The 24947-nt window shown below is 70.5% G+C and carries 20 protein-coding genes and 2 pseudogenes; 12 read left to right on the forward strand and 10 right to left on the reverse strand.

Annotation, left to right across the window (positions count from 1 at the left end):
- Positions 1–45 precede the first annotated feature (45 nt).
- On the forward strand, positions 46–2406 hold the full coding sequence (locus QF037_RS50175) for an ATP-binding protein (protein WP_307038321.1): 2361 nt from the start codon (positions 46–48) through the stop codon (positions 2404–2406).
- Positions 2406–4055 carry an AMP-binding protein gene (locus QF037_RS50180; RefSeq protein WP_307038322.1) on the forward strand — a complete coding sequence of 550 codons (1650 nt, stop codon included), beginning with the start codon at positions 2406–2408 and terminating at the stop codon, positions 4053–4055. The genes QF037_RS50175 and QF037_RS50180 overlap by 1 nt, the downstream gene beginning before the upstream one ends.
- 55 nt (positions 4056–4110) lie before the next feature.
- On the opposite strand, the gene dxs is transcribed toward QF037_RS50180, so the two are convergent.
- From dxs to QF037_RS50210, 6 genes are all read right to left on the reverse strand, one after another.
- Positions 4111–6438 carry a 1-deoxy-D-xylulose-5-phosphate synthase gene (gene dxs / locus QF037_RS50185; protein ID WP_307038323.1) on the reverse strand — a complete coding sequence of 776 codons (2328 nt, stop codon included), beginning with the start codon at positions 6436–6438 and terminating at the stop codon, positions 4111–4113.
- A 73-nt stretch (positions 6439–6511) separates the two neighbouring features.
- Positions 6512–7450: a Gfo/Idh/MocA family protein gene (locus tag QF037_RS50190; RefSeq protein WP_307038324.1), complete on the reverse strand. Its 939-nt coding sequence runs from the start codon at positions 7448–7450 to the stop codon at positions 6512–6514.
- On the reverse strand, positions 7447–8556 hold the full coding sequence (locus tag QF037_RS50195; protein ID WP_307038325.1) for an Ldh family oxidoreductase: 1110 nt from the start codon (positions 8554–8556) through the stop codon (positions 7447–7449). The genes QF037_RS50190 and QF037_RS50195 overlap by 4 nt, the downstream gene beginning before the upstream one ends.
- Positions 8557–8644: 88 nt before the next feature.
- Entirely contained in the window at positions 8645–9961 is a 1317-nt protein-coding gene (locus tag QF037_RS50200) for a M20/M25/M40 family metallo-hydrolase (RefSeq protein WP_307038326.1), read from the reverse strand.
- A complete protein-coding gene (locus tag QF037_RS50205; protein WP_307038327.1) occupies positions 9942–10898 on the reverse strand; it encodes a sugar phosphate isomerase/epimerase family protein in 957 nt (318 codons plus the stop codon). The genes QF037_RS50200 and QF037_RS50205 overlap by 20 nt, the downstream gene beginning before the upstream one ends.
- Positions 10888–11934: a Gfo/Idh/MocA family oxidoreductase gene (locus tag QF037_RS50210; protein ID WP_307038328.1), complete on the reverse strand. Its 1047-nt coding sequence runs from the start codon at positions 11932–11934 to the stop codon at positions 10888–10890. Before QF037_RS50210 ends, QF037_RS50205 begins: the two co-directional genes overlap by 11 nt.
- 807 nt (positions 11935–12741) lie before the next feature.
- Between QF037_RS50210 and QF037_RS50215 the strand changes: the two genes are divergently transcribed.
- The 8 genes and pseudogenes from QF037_RS50215 to QF037_RS50250 form a co-directional block, all read left to right on the forward strand.
- On the forward strand, positions 12742–13413 hold the full coding sequence (locus QF037_RS50215; RefSeq protein ID WP_307038329.1) for a succinate dehydrogenase: 672 nt from the start codon (positions 12742–12744) through the stop codon (positions 13411–13413).
- 2 nt (positions 13414–13415) lie between these two features.
- Positions 13416–15365, forward strand: a complete 1950-nt coding sequence (locus QF037_RS50220) for a fumarate reductase/succinate dehydrogenase flavoprotein subunit (RefSeq protein WP_307038330.1) — start codon at positions 13416–13418, stop codon at positions 15363–15365.
- A complete protein-coding gene (locus QF037_RS50225) occupies positions 15362–16108 on the forward strand; it encodes a succinate dehydrogenase/fumarate reductase iron-sulfur subunit (protein ID WP_307038331.1) in 747 nt (248 codons plus the stop codon). Before QF037_RS50220 ends, QF037_RS50225 begins: the two co-directional genes overlap by 4 nt.
- Before the next feature lie 80 nt (positions 16109–16188).
- Complete coding sequence (locus QF037_RS50230) at positions 16189–16884, forward strand: response regulator transcription factor (RefSeq protein ID WP_307038332.1); 696 nt, start codon at positions 16189–16191, stop codon at positions 16882–16884.
- Between the two features lie 159 nt (positions 16885–17043).
- On the forward strand, positions 17044–18573 hold the full coding sequence (locus tag QF037_RS50235; protein ID WP_307038333.1) for an FAD-binding oxidoreductase: 1530 nt from the start codon (positions 17044–17046) through the stop codon (positions 18571–18573).
- Positions 18574–18672: 99 nt separating this feature from the next.
- Complete coding sequence (locus QF037_RS50240; RefSeq protein WP_307038334.1) at positions 18673–18912, forward strand: hypothetical protein; 240 nt, start codon at positions 18673–18675, stop codon at positions 18910–18912.
- The gene (locus QF037_RS50245) at positions 18912–19289 is read left to right on the forward strand and encodes a fic family toxin-antitoxin system, toxin component (RefSeq protein WP_307038335.1); all 378 of its coding nucleotides are present in this window, start codon (positions 18912–18914) and stop codon (positions 19287–19289) included. The genes QF037_RS50240 and QF037_RS50245 overlap by 1 nt, the downstream gene beginning before the upstream one ends.
- A 94-nt stretch (positions 19290–19383) precedes the next feature.
- Positions 19384–19944, forward strand: a pseudogene (locus QF037_RS50250) (TetR/AcrR family transcriptional regulator); the annotation flags it as partial.
- Positions 19945–19998: 54 nt separating this feature from the next.
- Here the strand turns inward: QF037_RS50250 and QF037_RS50255 are convergent.
- Positions 19999–20598 (reverse strand): TetR/AcrR family transcriptional regulator, encoded by a 600-nt coding sequence (locus tag QF037_RS50255; protein WP_307038336.1) that lies wholly within the window; start codon positions 20596–20598, stop codon positions 19999–20001.
- 176 nt (positions 20599–20774) lie between these two features.
- On the opposite strand from QF037_RS50255, the gene QF037_RS50260 reads away from it, so the two are divergent.
- Entirely contained in the window at positions 20775–21731 is a 957-nt protein-coding gene (locus tag QF037_RS50260) for an alpha/beta hydrolase family protein (protein WP_307038337.1), read from the forward strand.
- A 234-nt stretch (positions 21732–21965) separates the two neighbouring features.
- Here the strand turns inward: QF037_RS50260 and QF037_RS50265 are convergent.
- From QF037_RS50265 to QF037_RS50275, 3 genes and pseudogenes are all read right to left on the reverse strand, one after another.
- A pseudogene (locus QF037_RS50265) lies at positions 21966–22632 on the reverse strand (VWA domain-containing protein).
- 489 nt (positions 22633–23121) lie between these two features.
- Entirely contained in the window at positions 23122–23790 is a 669-nt protein-coding gene (locus QF037_RS50270; RefSeq protein WP_307038348.1) for a nucleotidyl transferase AbiEii/AbiGii toxin family protein, read from the reverse strand.
- Positions 23791–23798: 8 nt separating this feature from the next.
- Positions 23799–24188: a hypothetical protein gene (locus QF037_RS50275; RefSeq protein WP_307038338.1), complete on the reverse strand. Its 390-nt coding sequence runs from the start codon at positions 24186–24188 to the stop codon at positions 23799–23801.
- Positions 24189–24572: 384 nt separating this feature from the next.
- Between QF037_RS50275 and QF037_RS50280 the strand changes: the two genes are divergently transcribed.
- Complete coding sequence (locus QF037_RS50280; RefSeq protein ID WP_307038339.1) at positions 24573–24923, forward strand: hypothetical protein; 351 nt, start codon at positions 24573–24575, stop codon at positions 24921–24923.
- Positions 24924–24947 lie beyond the last annotated feature (24 nt).

Genomic DNA, 24947 nt, shown 5'->3' on the forward strand with positions numbered 1-24947 from the left:
CGAGCCTGTGGCGCAAGTCGGCGCCCGGTGGTCCTGAGGGGAAACATGCTGACCGATTTGCCGGTGCACGAGCCGACGACGGAGATGGTGGGTCGCGAACTGGAGCTGACGTCGGTGTGCGGACGGCTCGAGGACTCCTCCCTTCGGCTGATCACGCTCGCCGGCGCCGGTGGCGTGGGCAAGAGCCGCCTGGCCGCCGAAGCCGCCCGTCTGCTCGACGACACCTTTCCCGGCGGCATCCGCACCGTGGACCTGCCCGCCTGCCCCCACCCCGAAGAGGCGGTGGGCGCCGTCGCCCGCGCCGTCGACGCACTGCGCCACCCCCTTCCCGCAGCGCACGAACCATCGACGGCGGCCGGCGCCGCGCCCGCACACGACCCGAAGAGCGGCCTCGAGCCCCGCCCCCGAGCGCTGCTGATCCTCGACGGGGTGGAGCACATCGCCGCCCGGCTGGCACCTGTCGTCGCCGATTACCTGGCCGGCTGCCCCTGGCTCACCGTCCTCGCCACGGGCCAGGAGGTCCTGCGCATCTACGGCGAGCAGGTGGTCCCCGTCGCGCCGCTGCCCCCACCCGGCCCGCTCTTCGAACCCGATGTCGCCGACGTACAGGACAACCCGGCCGTGCAACTGTTCACCCGCCGCGCCCACGAGGTGAACCCCGGGTTCGCGCTCACGGCCGAGAACGTCACCTCCGTCGTCGACATCTGCAACCTGCTGGAGGGCGTACCCCTCGTCCTGGAACTGGCCGCACGCCGGCTGCGGCTGTTCCCGCTCCAAGAGGTGCAGTCGTGGCTGCACCGGGGCGGCGACAGCCACCTGGCCGGGCTCGTCGACGTACCGCCCCGGCAGCGCTCCCTGCTCGCCGCCGCCGAATGGAGCTGCCGCGGCCTGACCGACGGTCAACGGACGCTGCTCGCCCGGCTCGCGCTGTTCCGGCAGGGCGCCACCCTCGCCACCGCCGAGAAGATCTCCCCGCTGTCCCCCGCCGAGACCGCCGCCGCCATCGAGGAACTCCTCGACCGCAACCTGCTCCGGCTCGACGAGAGACAGCACACCGAGAGCCGGCTGACGATGTCGCGCACCATCCGCGTCCACAGCCTCTCCGTCCTCGACGGCGACGCGGAGGAGGCCGCGGCGGCCCGCCGGGTCCACACCCGCCACTACCAGAAGCTGATGCACTCCCTCGAAGGCCGCTTCCACGGCTCCGAGCAGCAGCGCTGGCTGCGGCTGGCCGCCGCCGAGCACGACAACGTCCTGGCCGCCCTCGACCACGTGGCCGAAGGACCCGACCTCGCGCCGCGCGCCGCCCTGGTCACCGCCTGCCTGCGGCCCTGGCTGGTCCGCGGCGAACTCAAGCCGGGCCTGCACTGGTTCGACTCCACCGCACAGGCCATGCACGAGGCGGACGGGCGGTCCGGCAACGAGGACGAGACGGACCCGCGGCTGCGGGCCCGGCTGCACACCGGCGCCGGCCTGCTCGCCGCCGCCCTCGGCGACCACGACGGAGCCGCGCACCGGCACCGCCGGGCCGTCGCCCTGTACAAGCGGCTGCGCGACGCCAGGGCCGGGGCGCTGGCCTCGGCCCGCATGGGGCACGCGCTGTTCCGGTGCGGCGACCAGGCGGTGGGCCGGTCCCTGCTGATCGCCGCCCGCACCGCCCTGGAAGGACAGGGCGACACCGTGGGATCCGCGGAGGCCGCCGCCTCGCTCGCCGAGGTGATGATGGCCTCCGACCATCCCCAGGACGCCCTCTCCCTGCTGGAGCGGGCCGAACGCATCCAGCGACAGAACGGCGAGATCCGCGACCTGGCCCGCACCCTGCACCTGCGGGCCCAGCTCGCCTGGGACGAGGACGACGAGGCCGGGGCGCAGTCGGCACTGCGGCAGAGCCTGACCCTGTACGACTCGATCGACGAGCGCACCGAACTGGCCGCGGCGCTCGACACGTTCGCCCTGCTCGTCCAGCGCGGCGCCGGCCAGCCGCAGCGCGCCACCCGGCTGCTGGCCGCCGCCGAGAACCTGCGTCGCCGAACCGGCGTGAAGGTCGACGGCGAACGCTGGGACCGCCTCCAGGGCGCCGTCACCGAACTGCGCAGCCAACTCGGCTGGAGCGTGTTCGCCACCGCCTGGGTCGAAGGGCTGCGCCTGCGGCCCGAGACGATGGTCGGCGAAGCGCTCGCCGCGGTCGAGCCGGGCCAGCGCGCCGACCGCGGCGAGGCCGCCGCACTCACCCCCCGCCAGCTCCAGGTCGCGCTCCTGGTCGCCGAGGGAATGACGAACCGCCAGATCGCCTCCCGGCTCAAGATCGCCGAGTGGACGGTCGTCAACCACGTCCGCAACGTGATGCGCAAGCTCGGCTGCCGCTCCAGGGTCCAAGTGGCCTGGGCCGTCGGCAGGAGACGCTGATGACGGCATCCCGTCCCGCACCGCACAGCCCCACCCTGCGCACCGGCCCGCGGGCGGCGGAACCCACGGCGCCCGCCGCCCGGGCGCCGATCACCCCCGACGGCAGCGTCCCCCTCGCCGACCTGCTGGCCGCCGTACGGCCACCCGCCGAGCAGATCCGCCGCTTCACCGACGAGGGACACTGGCGCTCCGCCACACTCCTGCACGACCTGCACCGCAACGCCGCGGCACACCCGCACCGCACCGCGATCGTCGCCCACCGCGCCCACCACCCGGCCGCCACCCGCGTACTGCGCATCTCCTACGGCCAGCTCGTCGGCTACGTCGACCGGTTCGCGCACGCCCTGGACGCCCTCGGCGTACGCGCCGGCGACCCCGTCGCCTTCCAACTGCCCAACTGGTGGGAGACCTGCGCCCTGCTGCTGGCCTGTCTGCGGATCGGCGCCGTCGCCGTGCCCGTGATGGCCGGATACGGAGCCCGTGACCTGGAGAGCGTTCTCGGCGCGGCCCAGGCCCGGATCTGCGTCGTCCCCGACCGGTGGGAGGGCACCACCCCCGCCCAGGTCCTGGCCGACCTCGCACCCACCCTGCCCTGGCTGCGCCATCGGGTGGTCCTGGGCGACGCGGCCGCCACCGGCGCGGTCGACTTCACCCGGCACTTCGTGCACACCCCCCACGAACGCTACCGGCGCGACGGCTGGCTGCCGCTGCCCGCCGGCCTGGCCGACCGGATCAGCCTCGCCGTCACCTCACTGGGCCTGCACCGCGCACACAGCATGGCCATGCACACCCCCAACACCCTGCACGCCGGCCTGGACCCGCGCTCGCGGGTCACCGCGTTCACGGCACTGCCACTGGCCACGCTGCCGTCACTGCTGCACACGATGGTCGGCCCGCTCACCCACGGCACCACCGTGGTCCTGCAGGACGTCTGGGACCCGGAGACCGCACTGGACCTGATGGCCTCGGCCGACGTGCGCGCGGCGCTGGCCACCCCCGCGCAGTGGGCGGAACTGGTCGCCGCCCAGGAACAGCGGCCGCGCCCGCCGAGCCGGCTCAAGCACGCGCTCCTCCCCGGCCGGGCCGGCGCCACCACGCGCCTGGCACACCAGGTCCACGAGACGCTGCGGGTGCCGCTGGACGTGACGACGAGTCCGGCGCGGGACGCCGACGGCGACCCGGCCCTGGCCGACACCGGCCACCACCGGCCGCACCGCCGCGGCCCCGCCTCACCGCTGGCGGTATGGCAGCGCGAGAGCGGTGGGCTGCGCCCGGTCTGGGACGGGGACGACTGGACCGACACCGGCCTGCCGACCGGCCCGCACGAGGAGGACCGTACCGTCGAAGAGGTCGGCGGTGTCTTCCTGGTCCCCGTCACCGAGGTCGAGGAACACCTGCTGACCCATCCCCACGTCGCCGAAGCCGCCGTCGTCGCCAGCACCGACCCCGAACACGGCGAGCTCGCCTGTGCCGTCGTCGTCCCCGAAGGCGACCCGCCCTCCCTCCTCGACCTGCGCGCCCACCTGCTGGCCCGGGGCATCCTCACCTCCCACCTGCCCGCCCGCCTCGAACTGGTCCCGGCGCTCCCTCGCTCCGAGACCGGCCGCGTCCTGCGCCACCGCCTCCAGGACACGCTGCCCACCACCTGACCGCCCGCCCCCGGGAACGCTTCGCCCAGGCGCCCCCTGATCCGCCGGACAGCCACTAGGCAGCTGTGCCGACCGGCCGCACCCCGGCGCCCTGCCGGTCGAGCGTGGCGGCGATGTGCAGGGCGATGTCACCCGAGGTGAGACTCAACTTCCGCAGGATCTCGGCGCGTTCGGCGTGCTCCAGGAACTCCTGGGCGATACCGAACTTCCGCAGCGGGGTGTCCACCCCGGCCGCCCGCAGCGCCTGCGCGACCGCCGAACCCACGCCCCCGGTCAGCTCGTTCTCCTCGACGGTCACCACCAGCCGGTGCCGGGCGGCCAGAGGCACCAGACCGGGGTCGACGGGCTTGACCCAGCGAGGGTCGACGACGGTGCAGCCGACGCCCTCGCCGGCCAGCAGGGCGGCGGTGTCCAGCGCGGTCTGCGCCATCGAACCGACCGCGACGACCAGGACGTCCTCGCCCTGACCGCGGTGCAGCACGTCGATCCCGCCGACCGTGTCGACCGCGTCGAGATCCGCGTCCACCACCCCGTCGGGGAAACGCACCGCGGTCGGCCCGTCGGCGGCCACGGCCTCCCGGAACAGCTTGCCCAGCCGCCTGCCGTCCCGCGGCGCGGCGATCCGCAGCCCCGGCACCATCTGCAGGATCGACATGTCCCACACACCGTTGCGGCTCGCCCCGTCGTCACCGGTCACCCCGGCCCGGTCCAGTACGAGCGTCACCGGCAGCCGGTGCAGGGCCACATCCAGCAGCGCCTGGTCGAAAGCCCGGTTGACGGACATCGCGTGCATCGCCACCACCGGATGCAGACCGCCCAGCGCCAGCCCGGCCGCTGAGGTGACCGCATGCTGCTCGGCGACACCCATGTCGAAGGTCCGCTCGGGAAAGGCCAGGGAGAACGCCGACAGACCCTTCTGCTCCATCAGCCCGGCGGTGACCGCGACCACGTCACGGCGCTCCCGGCCCGCCGTGACCAACTCCTCGGAGAACACCGACGTCCAGGTGCGCTTCGGCACGGCGGCGACCTCACCGCGGCGGGCACGCGCGGTATAGGAGCCCCGGGCCCGGTAGCGGTCCGGATCGTCGGTCTCGGCGGGCGTATGACCGGCACCCTTGACGGTCACGGTGTGCACCAGGACCGGCCCGCAGTGCTGCCGGGCCTGTTCCAGCGCCCTCTCCAGGGCCTCGATGTCATGCCCGTCGACCGGACCCACGTACTTCAGCCCCAGCCCCTCGAACGGGTTCTGCGCGACGGCCACCTCCCGCAGGTTCTGCCGGGCACCGTGCAGGCCCTCGTACAGCGTGCCGCCGGGAACAGGAGTCCGCTTGGCGACGACCCTGCCCCACTCCAGGAACCGCTCGTACGCGGGCGAGCCACGCAGCCGGGTCGCCCGCCCGGCCCCCGACGCGGCCGAGCGGCCGTTGTCGTTGAGGACGATGACGACGGGCCGGTCCTTGGCCGCCGCGATGCTGTTGACGGCCTCCCAGGCCATGCCGCCGGTCAGCGCGCCGTCACCGATCACCGCGACCACCGCACGCTCCCGCTCACCGTTGAGCTGATGCGCCTTGGCCAGACCGTCGGCGTAGGACAGGGCGGTGGAGGCGTGCGAGTTCTCCACCAGGTCGTGCACCGACTCGGCCTGCGAGGGATAACCTGACAGACCGCCCGCCCGGCGCAGCGAGTCGAACCGGTCGGCGCGCCCGGTGAGGATCTTGTGCGCATACGTCTGATGGCCGATGTCCCACAGGATCTGGTCCCGCGGCGACTCGAACACCCGGTGCAGCGCGAGGGACAGCTCCACCACACCCAGGTTCGAGCCCAGGTGCCCGCCCTTCTCGGGAACCTTGCGCACCAGCAGGTCCCGGATCTCACCGGCCAGCGCCCGCAGCGCGTCGTGGTCCAGACGGCGCAGGTCCCGCGGCGAATCCACCGTGGCCAGCAGCGAGCCCAGTTCCTCCTCGCGGGCACGATGGCCGGCCGCCGGCACGAAGCGGATACCGGCGCCCGGCTCCAGACCGACCTCCGGGCCGGTACGCGGCGGGTCACAGGCGATCAGGATGTTGTAGTGGTTGGGGAAGTGGCAGGCGTCCCACCCCAGGACCGTGCCGATCCGCTCCCGGCCCACCCACACCTCGTCGCCGCGGTCCAGCACACCGGCACCGGCGATCTCCGCGAAGCCGAGGAACCCGACCCGGTCGACGGTGCCACCCGGCGGCGTGTCCACCTGGTCGGTGGTGACCAGCTCATGCACCTCGCCGCGCTGCACACACCGGCTGGTGTGCTCCTCGAGCACCATGCCCCGGTCGTCACGGTGGTGCTTGAGGACCTTGACGACGGTGCCGTCGACGCTCTTCTTACGGCCGTTCTCCGGGTGTGCCATGACGTTCGGCTCCTTGGCGGTACGTGGCGGGAGGTGAGGCGGGGGGACGGCGGCGGGGCGGGACCACGCCGGTTCAGCCCCGGCCGGCAGGGGGTTCGGCGGCGTAGACCTGACCGACGAGCTCGAGCGTGGCCAGACCGTTGGGCCAGGTCGCCCGCTCGCCGCGCAGTACTTCGCCGAACTCCCGCAGCACGCCGACGTACTCGTGGGCCAGCGAGCTCTTGAAGTCCGGATAGCCGGCCAGCATGTCGGTCGTCAGGAGGCGGCCGTCGGCGAGGAGGACCTCGACGTCCTTGCGCTCCCCGTGCTCGTAGGCCCAGTCCAGGTCCACCACGGCCGTGACACCCTCGGTGTCCTGAAGGGTGATCACCGCCAGCCGGTCGATGCCCTGCCGGTCACGGCCCACGCTGGCCTCCTTGAAGGCCACGTCGTCGCCGAGGAACAGGTGCACCACGTCGAAGGCGTTGGGCCCGTTGTCCGCCACACAGCCGCCACCGCAGCGCGCCGGGTCGAGATACCAGCGGTCCTTGCCCACGTGCTCCTCGATCTTCTCCCAGTAGCGCACGGTGAGCCGCTCCACCGGCACATCCGCCGGCAGCGAGGCCAGCAGGTCCAGGACGTTGGTGTTGTAGCGGCGGTGGTAGGCCGTGAACAGCGCCACCCCCTTCTCCTCGGCCAGGTCACGCAGCGCGCGCCCCTGCTGCACGGTGATGCCGAGCGGCTTCTCCACACACACCGCCACACCCGCGGCCAGGGCGTCCCGGCAGACCTCGAAGTGCACGTCGTTGGGGACGTTGACGACGACCGCGTCCAGCTCGGTCGAGGCCAGCAGCTCCCGGTGGTCGGTGAAGACCGGGATCGTGCCCCGGTGCGGTTCGAGGGTGGCCTCGTTCAGGTCGCACACCGCGGCCAGTTCGATGTCCTGGACCTCGCCGGCCAGCGCGTCGACGTAGAAGCGGGAGATGACGCCCAGGCCGATGATGCCGATACGGATGCGGGGCTGAGTGCTCATCGGGTCCCTCCAAGGGGGGTCGGAACGGTCAGGGAGTGCTGGGCGGCGACCGCCTCCAGCTCCGCGAAGAGCGGGGCGGCCAGCGGAACGCCGTGCTCACGGGCGGCGCGGGCGTGCTGCGCCTCGGGCCAGCCCGGGTAGCGCACGGGGGAGTCGGGGTCCAGGGCCGGGGCGTCGAGCAGCGCACCGAACAGCTCCTCGGACTGCTGGAGGAACGTGCCCTGGTCGCGCAGCCTGCCCGGCGCGATGGCCAGGACGAAGAAGCCGATGTTGTCGTCACGGCCCTTGGTGGACGTCGGGCCCATCTCGGCACCCGGCAGCAGCGCCGCCAACGCCTCCACCATCAGGCTCAGCGCATAGCCCTTGTACGAGCCGGTCTCAGGCCGGCCGCCCAGCCACTGCAGATGGGCCTCGCCACGGTCGAACGCCGTCGGGTCGGTGACCGGCCGGCCCGCGTCGTCGACCAGCCAGCCCTCCGGTACCGACCGTCCCGCGCGGGCCGCGGCCCGCACCCGGCCGGTCGGCACCACCGTGGTCGACATGTCCAGCACATACGGCGGGTACGGCCCGGCCGGTGCGGCGATCGAGAACGGGTTGGTGCCCAGCAGCGCCTCGGCGGCGCCCGGCGGCCGGATGATCCGCTGGCCACCGCAGTTGCCGGCAAGGAACCCGAGGGCGCCCTGCTCGGCCGCGTGCGCGGTGAAGTGGCCGGCGCATCCGAAGTGGGTGCCGTTGAACAGCGACACCATGCCGACGCCGTGGGTCCCGGCGCGTTCCAGGGCCAGATCCATCGCGGCCCGCGCCGACCACAGGCCCAGCGCGTCGTGCGCGTCGACGAGCAGGGCCGCGCCCCGGTCGGCGACGATCTCCAGGTCGGCGGCGGGATCGGCGCGCTTGTCGTCGAACAATGGCAGATAGAGCCGGGTCAGGTTGGCAAGGCCGTGCGAGGTGACACCGGTCAGGTCGCCGTGGACCAGGGCACGGGCGGCTATCTCGGCCCGGTCGGGGGCCAGACCGCGCCGGGTGAACACCTCGGCGGTGAATCCGGCCAGCTCGTCGTAGTCCAGGCGAACGGCGGTGCGGTCGACGGTCGCAGTGGTGGTCATCTTCTCCTCATTCACAGGAATTCACAGGGGCCGTGACGGATCGACAGGGGCCATGACCGGCCCCCGGGTCGTGAGGTCCGGCCCGCCCTCAGAGCAGTTCGGTGTGCGCGGTCGCGGCGAACGCGGTCAGCAGCCCGGCCACGTCCCCAGCGAACGCCTCCAGCTCGGCCCGCTCGGCGAACTCGCTGTCGGCATGCGCGTGGTTGGCCTCCAGGCCACCCGGCCCGAGCACCGCGGTGAACACCCCCGGCAGGCCGGCCGTCCAGATCGCGTCGCAGGTGAAGGCCGGCAGGTCGGCGGGCCAGCGGGGCAGACCCACCCGCCCGGTCAGCAGCTCCTCGGCCCAGCCGTCGTGGGCGTCCAGCGTGGGAAGGCGTCGTTTGAGCCAGTCCACCCGGGTGATCAGCGCACTGTCCGCCGCGGTCTTCGCCAGCAGCGTGCTGTCGGCGAACAGGGCACGGAACCCGGTGAGCCCCGCCCGTACCTCGTCGTGCAGCGCCTTCTCCAGAGCGGCGCCCTCGGCGGCGGAGCCGTACGACAGGTTCAGCAGTAACTGCCCACTGCCGTACACCTTGTTGTGCAGCGGCCCGGTCTGCAGGCCCGCCACGCACACCTGTCCGTTGCCGGCCTGGGTGGGCAGCGTCAGCGCCAGGTGCCCGGCCAGATGGCCCAGCAGCACACTCGCGTTGTGCCCGGCGGCCGGGGCGTCGTCGATCGCGTCGTCCCCGTCGACCTGCACGCGGGCGGTCATCGCGGCCGTGGAGCGGGTCAGCAGCCGACCGCGCGTGGGCTCGCAGAAGATGTTCAGCCGGCCCGTGTAACCCTGCTCGACCAGCGGCCGGGTGCCGAACACCCCCATGGCGCCGCCCTCTTCACCGGACACCACCTGGATCAGCACACCGATCTCGGTGCCGATCCGCGGCTCCTCGGCCGCTGCCGCGCGGATGCCGGCGAGCAGCGCCACCGCGGGCCCCTTCGCGTCGATGGCACCACGCCCGAAGAACGTGTCACCGTCCAGCTTCACCGGCTGCCGCCCGGCGACGGTGTCCATGTGCACGTTGAACATCACCGTCGACTGGCGGGGCAGCTCCGGCCCCAACCGCAGCACCAGACTGGGCTGTACCCGCAGGAACTCGGGATCGCGGGCGATCGCGGCACGCACCGCGGCCGGCACCTGCTCGTCGGTGAGCTCCTCCGCCGCGCACACGCCGTGCCACTCGACGGTGAACCCGAAAGCGCGGGCCGCCTCCGCGTAGGCGCGCTGGGCCTCCCACAGCCGGACCTCACCGTTCGGCGTGCCCTCCAGCGGGCCGGCCGTGGTCAGCGACAGCAGATGCAGCAGCAGCTTGTCGTCGTCTCGGGTCAGCGGCGCGTGGCGCGTTCCCTCAGCGGTCGGAGCGGACACGGCTGGACTCCTCTCGAACGGTACGGCGGGGATCAAGGACTTCGGTGGTGACGAGCTGCTCGAGGTGGCGGCCGTACTCGGCGAACAGGACGGGCCCGTCGTCGCCCAGCTCGGTACGGCTCTCGTGGGGCCGCAGGGCCAGATGCGGTTCGATCGACCAGACGCCGGCGTAACCGGCCTCCAGCAGCAGCCGCAGACAGTCCGCCACCTGGCTCTCGCCCTCGCCCGGCAGGGTGTAGGCAGCGCCGGTGCCACTGCCCACGGCGTCCTTGACGTGGACGTGGGCCACCGCCTCCGGACAGAGCTCCAGCAGCCGCACCAGTTCGTCGTAGGCCCGGTAGTGGTAGGCGGCACCGTTGCCGGTGTCGAACAGCAGCCGCAGCGCGGGACTGTCGACCTCGGTCAGCAGCCGCCACATCCGCTCCGCGCTGCGCCCCGCCCAGCCGGCGCAGTTCTCGTGCAGGAGTACCAGCCCGTACTCGGCGGCCCGCGCGGTCAGCACCCGCATCCGTCGGATCACCTCGGCGCCCCAGTCGGCGTCGTCGAGACCGTCGTTGGGATACGACATGACTCTCACGTAACGGGTGCCGAGCGCCGCGCAGCGGGGGCCGAGCCGCTCCAGCTCCCACAGATCGGCGTCGATGCCCTGGCTGATCGGACGTGACCAGTCGGCGATCCGCGAGTCCACGCAGGCGATGCCGAGACCCGCCGCACGCACCGTGCGCACGCAGGTGTCGAAGGCTTCGCCGTCCAGGTCGGCGAGGGCGACCCCGTCGATGCTGCGCAGCTCGATCAGCTGCCAGCCCAGGCTCGTGACCGCCGCGATCTGGTGGTCGAGGCTGCGTCCGGCCTCGTCGCCGATACCGGCGTAGAGGATCCCGGGCACCGCCTCCCCCCGCGGAAGCGGGCCGACGGCCACGGTGCGGTCAGGAAGCATGAGGCACGACCTCCGGCTGGAAGGCCGAGACCTCGGCCCCCAGACGGGACAGCCGCGCGTGCTCCTTCGCCTCGGCGAGCAGTGTGGTCACACCGGCGTTGAGCTGGAAGTCGGGCTCCAGGTCGGCGCCGTAGGCGAACTGCTCGTAGGCGTGCACCAGGAACCGGGCGAGCGAGTCGTCCCGGAACACCGGCTGCGGAACCAGGCCCTCGACCGAGGTGGTCAGGTGCGCGTGGTCGTCGCTCTCGCTGATCGGGTAGTGGCCCACCGCCCAGCCCCGGCTGAAGCCGAGCCGGATGACCCGCTCCCGCAGCGGCGAGGCGAGGTCGGAGAAGATCTCCGTCTGGCAGCCCGCCGTGTGGTCCAGGAAGAGCCGCGCGGCACCCATCTCGGGCACCACGACGTTCTTCACCCGCAGATCGCGCAGCTCGGCACCCACGGTCTTCGCCTCGCCGGCCAGCGACAGCACCACCCCCACCGAGTGCGGAAGCTCCACGTCGAAGGCGGTCGGATGCCCCTCGGTGGCCAGGGTGCGGGTGATCCGGGGCTTGCGCTGGGCGATGAACACCGTCTCCAGCTCGCCCAGTTCACCGCCCTGCACCAGATCGTGCAGCCGCAGGGTCAGCGCGCTCTGGAGCCAGTGCGCGACCACCATGAGCTCCAGCTTGCGCTCGCGCCGCAGGTCATCGATGGCGGGCAGCTCGGCAACGGTGGCCACCAGGGGCTTCTCCACAAGGATTTTGCGGAAACCGAGATCGGCGAGCTCGGTCAGCGGGGCCAGGCGGTGGGTGGGCGGGGTGCACAGATGAACGATGGTGTTCTCGGGGTCCAGCAGTTCCCGCGCCCGGGTCAGACTGTCCACAGCGATCACATCGGAGTCCGACAGCTGCGGCGTGCGAGGGTCGGCGTCATAGACGACGGGTGGCTCGTCGGAGAAGAGTCCGGCATAGCGCTCCATACGGCGCAGACGGCGCAGCACACTCCAGTGCAGTCCGTGGCCGGAGCGGCCGAAACCGACGATCAGCGTCCTCAGCATGGTGGGTTCACTCCTCGGGCAGGCTCGGTCGGTGGTAGCGGTGGGCCGCCTGGGCGGCGATGAGGCGCTCGACGCTCGCCCGCACCCCGGCCGCCGGCCCGTATCCCTCGCACACGGCCGCCAGACCGGGCCGGTACGAGGGGATGCGCGATGGCGAGGGTCATAACGTCCTTTTCTTGACTTTTCGGGCAGTCGAAGGGCAGCAACGGACACGGGCCCGGGTGAGCGACGTGGTGCGGCGGTCCGGGCCGCGAGAACGGGGGAGAGAAAGAGCCGAACCAGCGCGTCAGAAGCAGCGGCGGGTCAGCCCGACGGCGTCGAGAAGAAGCGGGCGAAGCCCACCCTCAGGTCGCACCCTCAAGCAAAGGCCACCGCGCCCGGTGGTTCCGCCCAGGGCGGTGCAGCGCTGCCACATACGCGGCTCCAAAGGTGTGTCAGCGAATACGTCGGCGAGTACGTCGGCTCTGTCATCTCGTGTCTCCCGCTTCGGCGGATCGGGATGCAGCGAGCGTGCCGACAGACGTCAACACCCGTCAACGAAACCGCCCTTCGAGGCCCGCACTCGCACGCAGAACCGCCTCAGCCCCCCTGCCCGCTGCCACGCCCGCCCCCAACCCGGCCCGTCCTGCCATACGCCGTACACGCCCCCACGCGGCCCTTGCCATGCGCTTGCCATCCACGGACCACACCCCCCGCCCACCACGGCCGCCGAGCCCCGCTCCAGCGTCCGTCTTGGATCTCTCGACCCCACCCGCCCTACCGTCTTATGACATGGCTCTGGCAACGCGGACAGACCGACGACCGTCCATGGCACGCACCATGTGGGACAGCTCCATCGGCAAGAAAACCGTTATGGCCGTCAGCGGTCTGATCATGCTGCTGTACCTGGTCCTTCACATGCTGGGGAACCTGAAGATCTTCTTCGGCACCGACGACTTCAACGAATACGCCCACTGGCTGCGCACCCTGGGGGAACCGGCCCTGCACTACGAATGGGTCCTGTGGGGCCTACGCATCGTGCTGGTGATCGCGGTCGTCGCCCACGCGATCTCGGCGTACCAACTCAGCCGCCGCGACATCAAGGCACGCCCCACCAAGTACGTGCACAAGAAGCAGAGAACCACCTACGCGACGAGAACCCTGCGCTGGGGCGGGATCATCCTCGGCCTGTTCATCATCTGGCACCTGCTGGACCTGACGACCGGCACGGTCCACTCAGGCGGCTTCGAGAAAGGCCGCCCCTACCAGAACGTCGTGGACACCTTCTCCACCTGGTACGGCAACGTCATCTACATCCTGGCGGTCTCGGCCCTGGGCCTGCACATCCGGCACGGCTTCTGGAGCGCCGCCCAAACCCTGGGCGCCGGCAACCGCACCCGCGACCGCGCCCTGAAGGCCACAGCCAATGTCCTCGCACTGCTGCTCACGGTCGGCTTCCTCGTCGTGCCCGTGAGCGTGATGACCGGAGTGGTGAGCTGAAGATGACTTCTTACGCGGAGTACGAGACCGGCGAACCGCTGATCGACAACAAGGCGCCCTCCGGCCCGGTCAACGAGCGCTGGGACAGGCGCCGTTTCGAGGCGAAGCTGGTGAATCCGGCCAACCGGCGCAAGCACACCGTGATTGTCGTCGGGACCGGTCTGGCGGGTGGTTCCGCGGGTGCCACGCTTGCCGAACAGGGCTATCACGTCGTGCAGTTCTGTTATCAGGACTCCCCGCGACGGGCGCATTCGATCGCGGCGCAGGGCGGTATCAACGCGGCGAAGAACTACCGCAATGACGGCGACTCGATTCACCGGCTGTTCTACGACACCGTCAAGGGTGGGGACTTCCGGGCGCGGGAGTCGAATGTGCACCGGCTGGCGCAGATCTCGGTGGAGATCATCGATCAGTGCGTGGCGCAGGGGGTGCCGTTCGCGCGGGAGTACGGCGGGCTGCTGGACACGCGCTCCTTCGGCGGGGTGCAGGTGTCGCGGACCTTCTACGCCCGGGGTCAGACGGGTCAGCAGTTGCTGCTGGGTGCGTATCAGGCGCTGAGCCGGCAGATCGCGGCCGGGAACATCGAGTTGCATCCGCGGACCGAGATGCTCGACCTGATCGTCGTGGACGGGAAGGCGCGCGGGATTGTCGCCAGGGATCTCGTGACGGGGAAGATCGACACCTATTTCGCGGACGCGGTGGTGCTGGCTTCGGGTGGTTACGGCAATGTCTTCTACCTGTCGACGAACGCCATGAACTCCAACGCCACCGCCGTCTGGCGGGCGCACCGGCGTGGCGCGTATTTCGCCAACCCGTGTTTCACGCAGATCCACCCGACGTGCATTCCGCGCACCGGCGATCACCAGTCGAAGCTGACGCTGATGAGCGAGTCGTTGCGTAATGACGGCCGGATCTGGGTGCCGAAGGCCAAGGGTGACACCCGTCCCGCGCACCAGATTCCGGAGGACGAGCGGGACTACTACCTGGAGCGCATCTATCCGTCGTTCGGCAACCTGGTGCCGCGCGACATCGCCTCCCGCGCGGCGAAGAACGTGTGCGACGAGGGCAGGGGAGTGGGGCCCGGTGGGCAGGGCGTCTATCTCGACTTCGCCGACGCCATCCGGCGCATGGGACGCAATGCCGTCGAGGCGAAGTACGGCAACCTCTTCGACATGTATCAGCGGATCACGGATGAGGATCCGTACGCGGTGCCGATGCGGATCTACCCGGCCGTGCATTACACGATGGGCGGTTTGTGGGTCGACTACGACCTCCAGACCACCATCCCGGGCCTGTTCGCGATCGGCGAGGCCAACTTCTCCGACCACGGCGCGAACCGCCTCGGCGCCTCGGCGCTGATGCAGGGCCTGGCGGACGGGTACTTCGTGCTGCCGGCCACCATCAACGACTACCTCGCCCGCAACCCGCACCAGTCCACCGTGACGGCCGAACACCCGGCCGTGCACGAGGTGCTGGCGGAGACCGAGGACCGGCTCAACCGCCTCCTGTCCGTGGACGGCGACCGTACGCCCGACTCCTTCCACCGCGAAGTCGGCGAGTTGATGTGGGAGTTCTGCGGGATGGCCCGCACCGATGCCGGGCTGCGCAAGGCGTCGGAGCGGATCCCGCAGATCCGTGAAGAGTTCTGGCGGCGCATCAAGGTCCCCGGCACCGGCGAGGAGTTCAACCAGTCGCTGGAGAAGGCGAATCGCATCGTCGACTACCTGGAACTCGCCGAGCTGATGTGCCTGGACGCACTGCACCGCGCCGAGTCCTGCGGCGGTCACTTCCGTGAGGAGTCCCAGACCCCGGACGGGGAGGCGGCCCGCAAGGACGACGAGTTCGCCTACGCGGCGGCCTGGGAGTTCACCGGCACCGGCGAGGCTCCGACCCTGCACAAGGAAGACCTGGTCTTCGAGTACGTCCACCCCACCCAGCGGAGCTACGCATGAAGCTCACCCTGCGCGTCTGGCGCCAGAAGAACGCCGCCACCGAAGGCGCCATGTCCACCTACCAGGTGGACGGCATCTCCTCGGACATGTCGTTCCTGGAGATGCTCGACACCCTCAACGAGGAACTCATCCTGCGCGGCGAGGACCCGGTCGCCTTCGACCACGACTGCCGCGAAGGCATCTGCGGCGCCTGCTCCCTGGTCATCAACGGCGACGCGCACGGCCCGGAACGCACCACGACCTGCCAGTTGCACATGCGGTCCTTCCAGGACGGCGACACGATCGACATCGAGCCGTGGCGGGCCTCGGCCTTCCCGGTGATCAAGGACCTGGTGGTCGACCGGACCGCGTTCGACCGGATCATCCAGGCCGGCGGCTACATCACCGCACCCACCGGCGCCGCACCGGAGGCCCATGCCACGCCGGTGCCGAAGCCGGACGCGGACTTCGCGTTCGAGCACGCGGAGTGCATCGGCTGCGGCGCCTGCGTCGCCGCCTGCCCCAACGGGGCGGCGATGCTGTTCACGTCGGCCAAGGTCAACCACCTCAACGTGCTGCCGCAGGGTGCCCCGGAGCGGGAGACCCGGGTGCTGGACATGGTGGCGCAGATGGACGAGGAAGGCTTCGGAGGCTGCACGCTGGCCGGCGAATGCGCGACCGCCTGCCCCAAGGGCATCCCGCTGGTCTCCATCACCGCCATGAACAAGGAATGGCTACGAGCCACCCGCAAAGCGCCCCGCTGAACCACCCCATCCCTTCCCTCCCCACCACACCCGGATCCGGCCTTTAGCGATCCTCTGCCACCACATGCGCACACTGCGTCATGACCCATCCTTCGGCAGCCCTCCCGAAGAGCACCACCACCCTTCTCCTGGCCGAACCCCACACAGGCCGCCGGGCCCGCCGCGCCGCGCTCCTGGCCGCCGAGCCCGACCTGGAGGTCATGGCCACCTGCTCGGACGAAGCGGAGGTCCACACCCAGCTCGAGCGACGCATCCCCGACGTCGTCCTGACCGACCCGCGACTACCCGGAACCGGCCCCCACGGCACCGGACTGATCCGACGCCTCACCCAGGGCCCGCACCGCATCCCCGTCCTGGTGCTCGCCGACCCCGAGCCACTGCACGCGGCCCTCGAGACCCTGCAAGCAGGCGCCCACGGCCTGCTGTTCAAGGACACCGACGACGACCGACTACCCCGTGCGGTACGCCTGGTCGCCGGCGGCGAGGCGGTGCTGTCCCCCCGGATCACCTGGCCCCTGATCGACGCCTGCGTACAGGGCTCTCCCCTCCCCGCCCTGGACCGCCTCACCCCACGCGAACGCGAGGTACTGGCCCTGACCGGCGCGGGCCTGTCCATCCGGGAGATCGCCGACCGCCTGGTCATCTCCCATTTCACCGCCCGCACCCATGTCAGACGCACCATGGTCAAACTCGGCGCCCGCCGCCGAGCCGGCCTGGTCGCCATCGCCTACGGAGCCGGCGTGGTCCACCCCCGCACACACCAGCCCGCCCCCTGACCCTCAGACGCCACCCACCACCGACCCCCCACCCTGCACATCCGATTATCGGCAGATTTAGCCGTGTGCAAGGGACACCCGAAAGGCTCGCCCCGTACGACCCACGCGTACGGCAGCTCGCTACGCCGTGGCCAGGAACGCGACCACAAAGGGGATCCTGTGATCAGCAGACGCTCGCTCATACGCACCGGTGCAGGCGTTGGCGCGACCGCCGCGCTGACCGTCTCGACCGGCGGGATGCTGCTGGCCGGAGCCGGCTCCGCGTCAGCCGCGCCCTCCTGGGACAGCCTGCGAGCCGCACTCAACGGCACCCTCGTGCTGCCCGGCGAGACCACCTACGGCCAGGCGATCCAGCTCCACCAGGCCAAGTGGGACGCGATCCACCCCCAGGCGGTCGCGTACTGCAAGACCGCGTCCGACGTCGCCACCTGTATCCGCTTCGCCCAGAACAACAGCCTCGCCTTCTCGGTCCGCAGCGGCGGCCACAGCAACGCCGGCTACTCCACCTCGCCCGGCCTGGTCGTCGATGTCTCCCGCCTCAACTCCGTGCGCACCACGGGATCCACGGTCCGCCTCGGCCCCGGCGCCCAGGGCGTCGATATCACCAACACCCTCTCCGCGCTGGGCCTCCAGGTCGTCTCCGGCACCTGCCCCACGGTCGCGATGGGCGGCTTCCTCCAGGGCGGCGGCCTCGGCCCGGCATCCCGCAAGTACGGCACGGCCGCCGACCGCCTGGTCTCGGCGAGGGTGGTCCTCGCTGACGGCAAGTCGGTCACGGCCTCGGCCAACGACAACCCGGACCTGTTCTGGGCCCTGCGAGGCGGAGGCGGCGGCAACTTCGGCGTTGTCACGGAGTACGAGGTACGCCCGGTCTCGATCCCGTCCCTCACCCTGTTCAACCTGACCTTCGCCTGGTCCGACGCCGCCGACATCGTCCAGGCCTGGCAGCAGTGGATCATCAGCGGTCCGCGGGAGCTGAACACGCAGCTGCTGTTCACCCTGGCGACCGACCAGGGCGGCGAGCCGCACGTCATCCTCACCGGCACCTACGCGGGCGCCCAGGCCGCAGCCGAGACCGCCCTCAACACCTTCATGACGTCCCACGGCAAGGCCAGCGTGACCCGACAGGTCGTCGAACTGCCCTACCAGCAGGCCATGATGACCATCTTCGGCTGCGGCACGCAGACCGTCAGCGAATGCCACCGCGTCGGCTACTCGCCCGAGGCCGTCCTGCCCCGCGAGTACAACGCCACCTACCGCAACACGCTCTTCAGCAAGGCCCAGACCCGCACCTCCATCCAGGACACCCTGGCCCGAATGGAAGCCTCCCTGCGCCCCGGCCAGTTCCGCGTCCTGGCCCTGCTCTCCTACGGCGGCCGCGTCAACGACTACGGCGTCGGCGCCACCGCCTACTCCCACCGCACCACCGAGTTCGAGGTAGGCATCCAGCTCGCCCACACCACAGCGGCCCCGACCCAGGAAGACCGGGCCGCAGGCGACGCCTGGCTCAACACCACCTTCACCACGGTCGAGACAGCCGGCAACCACGAGTCCTACCAGAACTTCATGGACCCGGCCCTGCCCAACTGGCAGCAGGCCTACTACGGCCGCAATTACCCCGTCCTCCAGGCAGTCAAGGCCGCCTACGACCCTCACCGCTACTTCTACTTCGCCCAGGCCATCGCCTGACCCCTCCCGATCCCTCCCCTTCGGCGGTCCGCTCACTCCTCCTGGCCCGAGCGGGCCGCCGCCCCCCCAAAGCCTGGTAACACCTGTTACCATACCCCTATGACAAAGACACAACTGGGCGCCCGCGTAGACGACGAGGTCGCCGAACTCGCCAAGGCCCGAGCCAAGGACCGCGGCCTGAGCATCGGCGACTACATCGCCGAACTCGTCCGCGAGGACACCGACGGCCTGCGCGCCCGCGGCCTGGACGCCGCCCGCCGCTTCCTCGACGAACACCAGGCGATCTTCGACGAGGCCGAGGACGCCGACCGCACCGCTCCGGGAGCCCACGCCGCGTAATGGACCTGCACATCGACGTCCCCTGGATCCTGCAGGTCGCCGAGATCGCAGGCGCCCGCGACCCCGCCCCCGACGACTACGGCATCCCGGTCGCCGCAGTGGCAGCCCACAAGGCCGAACTCCTGGACCAGCCGGTCTACGACGGCCCCTACGCCCGCGCCGCCGCTCTCGTCCACATCCTCGGCCGCTGCCGCTGGCTGGAGCGCTCCAACATGGCCGTAGCCGCCGCGACCGGCGTCATGTACCTCGAAGCCTCGGGCATCCCCCTCAAGCCCACCCGCAACGACGCGATCGCCCTACGCGACCTCCTCCGCGACCCCACCTGCACCACGCCTCGCATCGCGACCCTGCTGCGCACCTGGCCGACAGCCACCTGACGACACCCACCCCACTGTTTGCCTAAACCCATTAGGCAAACACAAGATGACCTCAGCCGAACCACCCCGCACCGGCTCCGAGAGGTCCAGAACCATGGCGCGCGCAGGACTGACCGCACAACTCCTCACACAGGCCGGCGCCGACCTCGCCGACGAGGTCGGCTTCGAGCAGGTCACCGTCTCCGCACTCGCCAGACACTTCGACGTCAAGGTCGCGAGCCTGTACTCGCACGTGAAGAACTCCCACGACCTGAAAACCAGGATCGCCCTCCTCGCCCTGGAGGAACTCGCCGACCGAGGCACCACCGCCCTCGCCGGCCGAGCCGGAAAAGACGCCCTCACCGCCCTGGCCGACGTCTACCGGGACTACGCCCACGAACACCCCGGCCGCTACGCCGCAGCCCAGCTACGCCTCGCCCCAGAAGCAGCCGCAGCCAGCGCCGGTGCCAGACACTCCCAGATGACCCGGGCGATCCTGCGCGGCTACGACCTGACAGAACCCGACCAGACCCACGCCGTCCGCCTCCTGGGCAGCACCTTCCACGGCTACATCAGCCTGGAAATGGGCGGCGGCTTCAGCCACAGCGCCCCCGACACCCAGGAAACCTGGACCCGCATCCTGGAAGCCCTCGACACCCTCCTACGCAACTGGCCAACCACCCCCCACCCCCTGACCACTCACCACTGGGCCGCCCCCCTCACTCGCACGTCAGGACGTGCGGGGCTGTTGCTGGAGCCCCTGGAGGAGGAGGGTGATCAGGCGGCGGGGGTCGTAGCGGGGGTCGTTGTCGTGCCCGATGCAGAGGTTGCCGATGCCACGCATGAGCTCGTAGGGCTGCGTGCCAGCCCTGATGTCACCAGCCTCCACCGCGGCGTCGAGCAGCTCAGCACAGACAGGCAGTAGCCGATCCAGGAAGTAGGAGTGCAACGCGGCGAAACGGTCGCTGTCGGACTGCAGGGCATCGGCGAGTCCGTGCTTGGTGACCAGGAAGTCTACGAAGAGGTCGATCCACTGCCGCAGCGCGTCGAGCGGTGAGCCGGCACTGGCCAGCAGGTTCGGACCGGCCTCGGCGCATGCCTCGGTCTGGTGGCGGTAGACGGCGGTGACGAGATCCGCCCGAGTCGGGAAGTGGCGATAGATCGTGGCCATCCCGACCCCCGCCTGGGCCGCGATCTGTCGGATCGGTGCGTCGACACCAGAGGCGACGAACACCTCGGCGGCAGCAGCGAGCACCGTCTCCCGATTGCGCTGCGCGTCAGCCCGCTTACCTCGGGACGGCGACTCCCCAACAGAGCTCCCGTTGGCCATCACGAAGTCCCGTCCTCCCATACCGATTGACAAAACGGAGCAGCGCTCCGAATACTAACTGGAGCAGCGCTCCGCTTCAGCCTAACCGAAACGGCCCGCTCCTGCCCCCTGCCTCTACCCCTTGCCACCCTCAGAGCCCCAGCCACACGGCAGCCACCACCAAAAGGAACCTCACCGTGAGCACACCCACCACCGACACCCTGAGCACGCCCACCCCGGTCCTGTCCTTCAGCCCCGTAGTCCTCTCCGTGCCCGGACGCCCCGTCGACCTCCAGGTTCGCGTCTCCGCACCCGCAACAGGAACCAACCTCCCCGTCATCCTCCTCTCCCACGGCCACGGCCCCTCCAACAACCTCTCCTCACTCAACGGCTACGCACCACTCGCCAACCTCTGGGCAGCACACGGATTCATCGTCATCCAGCCCACCCACCTCACCTCCAGGACACTGAGCCACCTCGTCGCCGGAGCACCCGGAGCACCCGACTTCTGGCGCTCCCGCGCCGAGGACATGACCCACATCCTCGACCAGCTCGACGTGATCGAACACACCGTGCCGCAGCTCGCCGGACGGATCGACCCCACCAAGATCGCCCTCGCAGGACACTCACTCGGAGGCTTCACCGCCGCCCTCCTACTCGGCGCCGGACTCACCGACCCCGACACCAGGAACCTGGTGCATCTCGCCGACCCCCGGATCAAGGCAGGCGTACTGCTCGCCGCGCCCGGCAGAGGCGGAGAAGTCCTCAACGGCCCCATGGCCCACCAGTGGCCGATCATCGGTGCCGTCGACTTCTCCACCATGACCACCCCCGCACTGATCGTCGCCGGCGACAAGGACGACCCCCAGCACTTCACGGACATGGGACCGGACTGGCACACCGACCCCTACACACTCGCCCCCGCCCCCAAAACCCTGCTCACCCTCTTCGACGCGGAACACGGACTCGGCGGAATCGCCGGATACGACGCCGCCGAAACCACCGACGAGAACCCCGAGCGAGTCACCGCCCTCGCCCACCTCACCGCGTCCTACCTCCACACCCAGCTCCACCCTGGCGCCCCTACCTGGCAAACGGCATGCGAGGCACTGATGGCTGGCCCCGACCCGGTAGGACGAACCGAATCCAAGTGAGCCCCCCGTTGCGACACCAGTCACTTGAACCCAACTCCTAGGCTTCCGCTCTGCCGGCAGCCGTCGAAGCGGGAACCCTTTTGCGTTTCTCACTTCAACGGCGGCCAGAAGCACGCTTGCCAGTGCTCCGCCGTACGCCGGAGCGACCCTCCCGAACAGCTCAGGGGCGCCGCATCCCCCAGCATGGTCGCGAGGCCACTCCCATCCCGGATGCCAGTCCCTTCGGTTCCTCAACTATGGCTGCCCCACCCGGGGTTCTGGAGAGCTCGAGCCGAGGAGGGTCAAGGGATGACTCCCGGCAGCGTGGGCGTCGGTCAGCCACGTGGGGAACTCGTTCAGCAGCCGGTCGTACAGCAGTTGATCGTCAACGGCTTGGGGATTGCGGCCGGCGTGGAAGAAGCCCGCGCTGTCGACGACGCGGGTGGCCGGGACGGCCAGGGTGTCGAGCCTGCGCAGGAACGCGAACTCGTTGTCCTCGGGATCACCGAACCCCACGAACTGCCAGAACAACGGAAGCCGGGCGGCCTTGCACAGATAGCGCTCGGCAGCGATACGGCTCGTGGGTCCGCCGTCCGTCTGGAACACCACCAGAGCGGGGGAGTAGCTGCCGGAATCGAGGTAGTGGTCGATGACCGCGTCCATGGCCCAGTGATAGTTCGTGCGGCCCATGTGCCCCAGGTTCTGGTGCAGTTTCTCGATGCGGCCCTGGTGCCGGCCCGATGTCGGTGGAGAAGAACACCACCGGCACGGTGCCGTCGTCGTCGAAGTGCGCGGAAAGCGTCAGGACCTGCTCGGCCAGATGCTGGACGCTGCCGTCCCGGTAGTACGGCCGCATCGACCCCGACCGATCCAGAACGAGGTAGACCGCGGCACGCAGCCCCTCCAGCCCACGCCCGCGGATGCTGGCCCCGGCCTACTTGTAAAGGCTGACCAGACGGGGTGCCGCTTCCTGAACCTTGGCCAGACTGATGGCAGGGCTTTGCTCGATGCCGTTCATGTCAGTCACTCTCGCGGATCCGGCCCCAGGGGGACGGCCGTTGAGGAAACGCGCCGTGCCCGCATCCCGTACGACGGAAGCGGCGACAGCGCGTGTGCACCGGACAGGCCCGACTGCGCGGCGGCTACGTCGAGCCGTACCGCCCGCCCAGGCTGGTGCGCGTGTACTCCCTGGTCCCGTGCCTGGGCTCGTGCAGACCGAGGGCTACGCGAAACGGCAACGGGGCGGCGACGACGTGCTGTGGTGTCTTCGGTCTGGCTGATGCGGAAGGCGCTGAGGCACCGCCGGATCGTGGACGGTACTCGCCCGCCAGCCGGTGTGCCGAGGACGCATAGGGCGCGGTCGACGGCCACCCCCTCAGGTGGCCGTGGGCTGAGGCCGGTTTGTGCGGGGTCAGTCCTGGTCGTGGGCCTGGTCTTCTTCGAGGAGCCTGCGGGCGAGGTCGTCGGCCCATTCCAGAGCCCAGGCGCGCAGCGCGGTGATGGTGGCCGTGTCGAGGCCGTAGGCGGCGAATGCTTCGTCGTCGGTCCATTCGGCGCCTGCGAGGTTGGCCTGGAGGTCTTCTCGTTCGAAGCGTCCCCGGGCGTGTCGACGGCCGAATTCCTCGAGGTCGGCTGTGCTCCAGCGGCGGGAGGCGGCGAACACGTCGATCAGGTCCCGGGGCGCACCCCTGTCACCCAGGGCGCGTACCTTCGTCCCGATCACATCTTCTTCCGCGAGAACGGGCCCGTACGGGCTGTCGGCGACAGGACGCCAGAAGATCTCCTTGAGGATGTCGACTTCGACCTCCTGCCCCGTGTCCGGGTCGCAGACGGTGAAGCGAGCGGACAGCGGTGCCGTTTCGAGGGACTGCACCTGCCAGCCGAGCTTGTGGAGGCCGTTGCGCAGCGCGGCAGCGATATCGGCCATGGGAGCGGGGTTCTCGGTGGCGACATCGAGGTCCTGACTGGGCCGGCTGACCAGACGGTGTGCCCGCACTGCGTAGCCGCCGGTGAGAACGAGGGGGTAGGGGGCGCCGAGGGCGATGACGTCCGCCAGGAGCCGTGCATGGAGCTCCGGCATGTCCTGGTTCACGCGGCCGCCTTGCCGCGCGCGGCGAGCTGGGGGAAGGCGTCTTCCCACACGGTGCGCACGGTACGGCCCACCAGACGCCGCAGTGTCGGCCACAGCTCGAGGAGAACATCCTGATTCAGGCAGGAGGCGAGGTCCTCACGCAGGCCCTCGTGCAGCACAGTGCGGTACAGGCCCATGCGCTGACGGGGCTTGTCCAGGTCATAGGACGTCAACCCGGACCATGCCACGTGCAGCGGAAGATCCACCACACCCCGAGCCGGGCCTTGCAACTCCTCCAAAGACGCGGGCAGACGCTGCTGGAACTTGCGCCGGTACAACGCCAGGTCGTCCGCGTACGCTCCCGCCAGGTCGGTCCTGGGCCTGGGGGAGTGTGCACTGGCTGCCATAGCTTCATTATGGCGGCGGGCGTGGCGGACCGCGGGAGGCCCTGCGCGAGCAGCACCTGGCCTGGCTTGCTGCACCTCCAGCGCCAAGCCATCGACACCCTGGCGGCCGACGGCGGGCACCCTCACTGGGACCGGGAAGGCGTTCCGCCATTCTCCGCGGCTGGCGCGCGGTCGCCAACTCCTACGACAACCCACGCGTATTCGTCGCCGAGGCATAGGGCGTTGCCGAACGGAGGTGCCGTGTCCGCGGGCAAGGCCAGATGTGCGAGGCAGGTTTCCCTACTTTTGCGGCATTCGGGGGATTGCTGAGGAGCGGTGCAACCGGGCCTGCCCGCCCAGCGACTTCAACAGGCAGACAGACACGCCAAGCAAGGGAGATCCGCGGTGAACGCATACAGCGACACGCTCGTCCCGGCCCAGGACCTCTGGCCCATCTGCGACCCGTACGCCCCCACTGCGCTGGACCCCGACGCTGGCCGGACCGGCGTCCGCGAAGGCGGCGACTACCTGCTGCCGCCCCCCGAACCGGCTCAGCGCCTGAACATCCCCCTCGGCCCCGTCGACCGGCGCCGACTGGACCTGTGTGCCGCACTCACCATCCGCGGCATCGCGCCGCTTCCCGGCGACCAGCACGCCGTGGACGCCATCAGCTCGCTCGGCGACGCGGTGACCGCCGCCGTCCTGCACTGGGTAGCCCATCCCACCGCATTTGCCCCCGCGCCCTCATCAGCATGAGGTCCCAGAATGCGCCGGCGAGTG

The organism is Streptomyces canus, assembly GCF_030815415.1.
In the GTDB taxonomy this organism is placed as follows: Bacteria; Actinomycetota; Actinomycetes; order Streptomycetales; family Streptomycetaceae; genus Streptomyces; species Streptomyces canus_F.

What these genes read in the sequence shown, in the direction of transcription:
- QF037_RS50225 (WP_307038331.1), top strand. Translation starts at nt 15,362, where the DNA reads ATGAAGCTCACCCTGCGCGTCTGGCGCCAGAAGAACGCCGCCACCGAA.
- QF037_RS50220 (WP_307038330.1), top strand. Translation starts at nt 13,416, where the DNA reads ATGACTTCTTACGCGGAGTACGAGACCGGCGAACCGCTGATCGACAAC.
- QF037_RS50175 (WP_307038321.1), top strand. Translation starts at nt 46, where the DNA reads ATGCTGACCGATTTGCCGGTGCACGAGCCGACGACGGAGATGGTGGGT.
- QF037_RS50215 (WP_307038329.1), top strand. Translation starts at nt 12,742, where the DNA reads ATGGCACGCACCATGTGGGACAGCTCCATCGGCAAGAAAACCGTTATG.
- QF037_RS50210 (WP_307038328.1), bottom strand. Translation starts at nt 11,934, where the DNA reads ATGCTGAGGACGCTGATCGTCGGTTTCGGCCGCTCCGGCCACGGACTG.
- QF037_RS50195 (WP_307038325.1), bottom strand. Translation starts at nt 8,556, where the DNA reads ATGACCACCACTGCGACCGTCGACCGCACCGCCGTTCGCCTGGACTAC.
- QF037_RS50255 (WP_307038336.1), bottom strand. Translation starts at nt 20,598, where the DNA reads ATGGCCAACGGGAGCTCTGTTGGGGAGTCGCCGTCCCGAGGTAAGCGG.
- dxs (WP_307038323.1), bottom strand. Translation starts at nt 6,438, where the DNA reads ATGGCACACCCGGAGAACGGCCGTAAGAAGAGCGTCGACGGCACCGTC.
- QF037_RS50190 (WP_307038324.1), bottom strand. Translation starts at nt 7,450, where the DNA reads ATGAGCACTCAGCCCCGCATCCGTATCGGCATCATCGGCCTGGGCGTC.
- QF037_RS50270 (WP_307038348.1), bottom strand. Translation starts at nt 23,790, where the DNA reads ATGCCGGAGCTCCATGCACGGCTCCTGGCGGACGTCATCGCCCTCGGC.
- QF037_RS50245 (WP_307038335.1), top strand. Translation starts at nt 18,912, where the DNA reads ATGGACCTGCACATCGACGTCCCCTGGATCCTGCAGGTCGCCGAGATC.
- QF037_RS50205 (WP_307038327.1), bottom strand. Translation starts at nt 10,898, where the DNA reads ATGCTTCCTGACCGCACCGTGGCCGTCGGCCCGCTTCCGCGGGGGGAG.
- QF037_RS50240 (WP_307038334.1), top strand. Translation starts at nt 18,673, where the DNA reads ATGACAAAGACACAACTGGGCGCCCGCGTAGACGACGAGGTCGCCGAA.
- QF037_RS50275 (WP_307038338.1), bottom strand. Translation starts at nt 24,188, where the DNA reads ATGGCAGCCAGTGCACACTCCCCCAGGCCCAGGACCGACCTGGCGGGA.
- QF037_RS50180 (WP_307038322.1), top strand. Translation starts at nt 2,406, where the DNA reads ATGACGGCATCCCGTCCCGCACCGCACAGCCCCACCCTGCGCACCGGC.
- QF037_RS50230 (WP_307038332.1), top strand. Translation starts at nt 16,189, where the DNA reads ATGACCCATCCTTCGGCAGCCCTCCCGAAGAGCACCACCACCCTTCTC.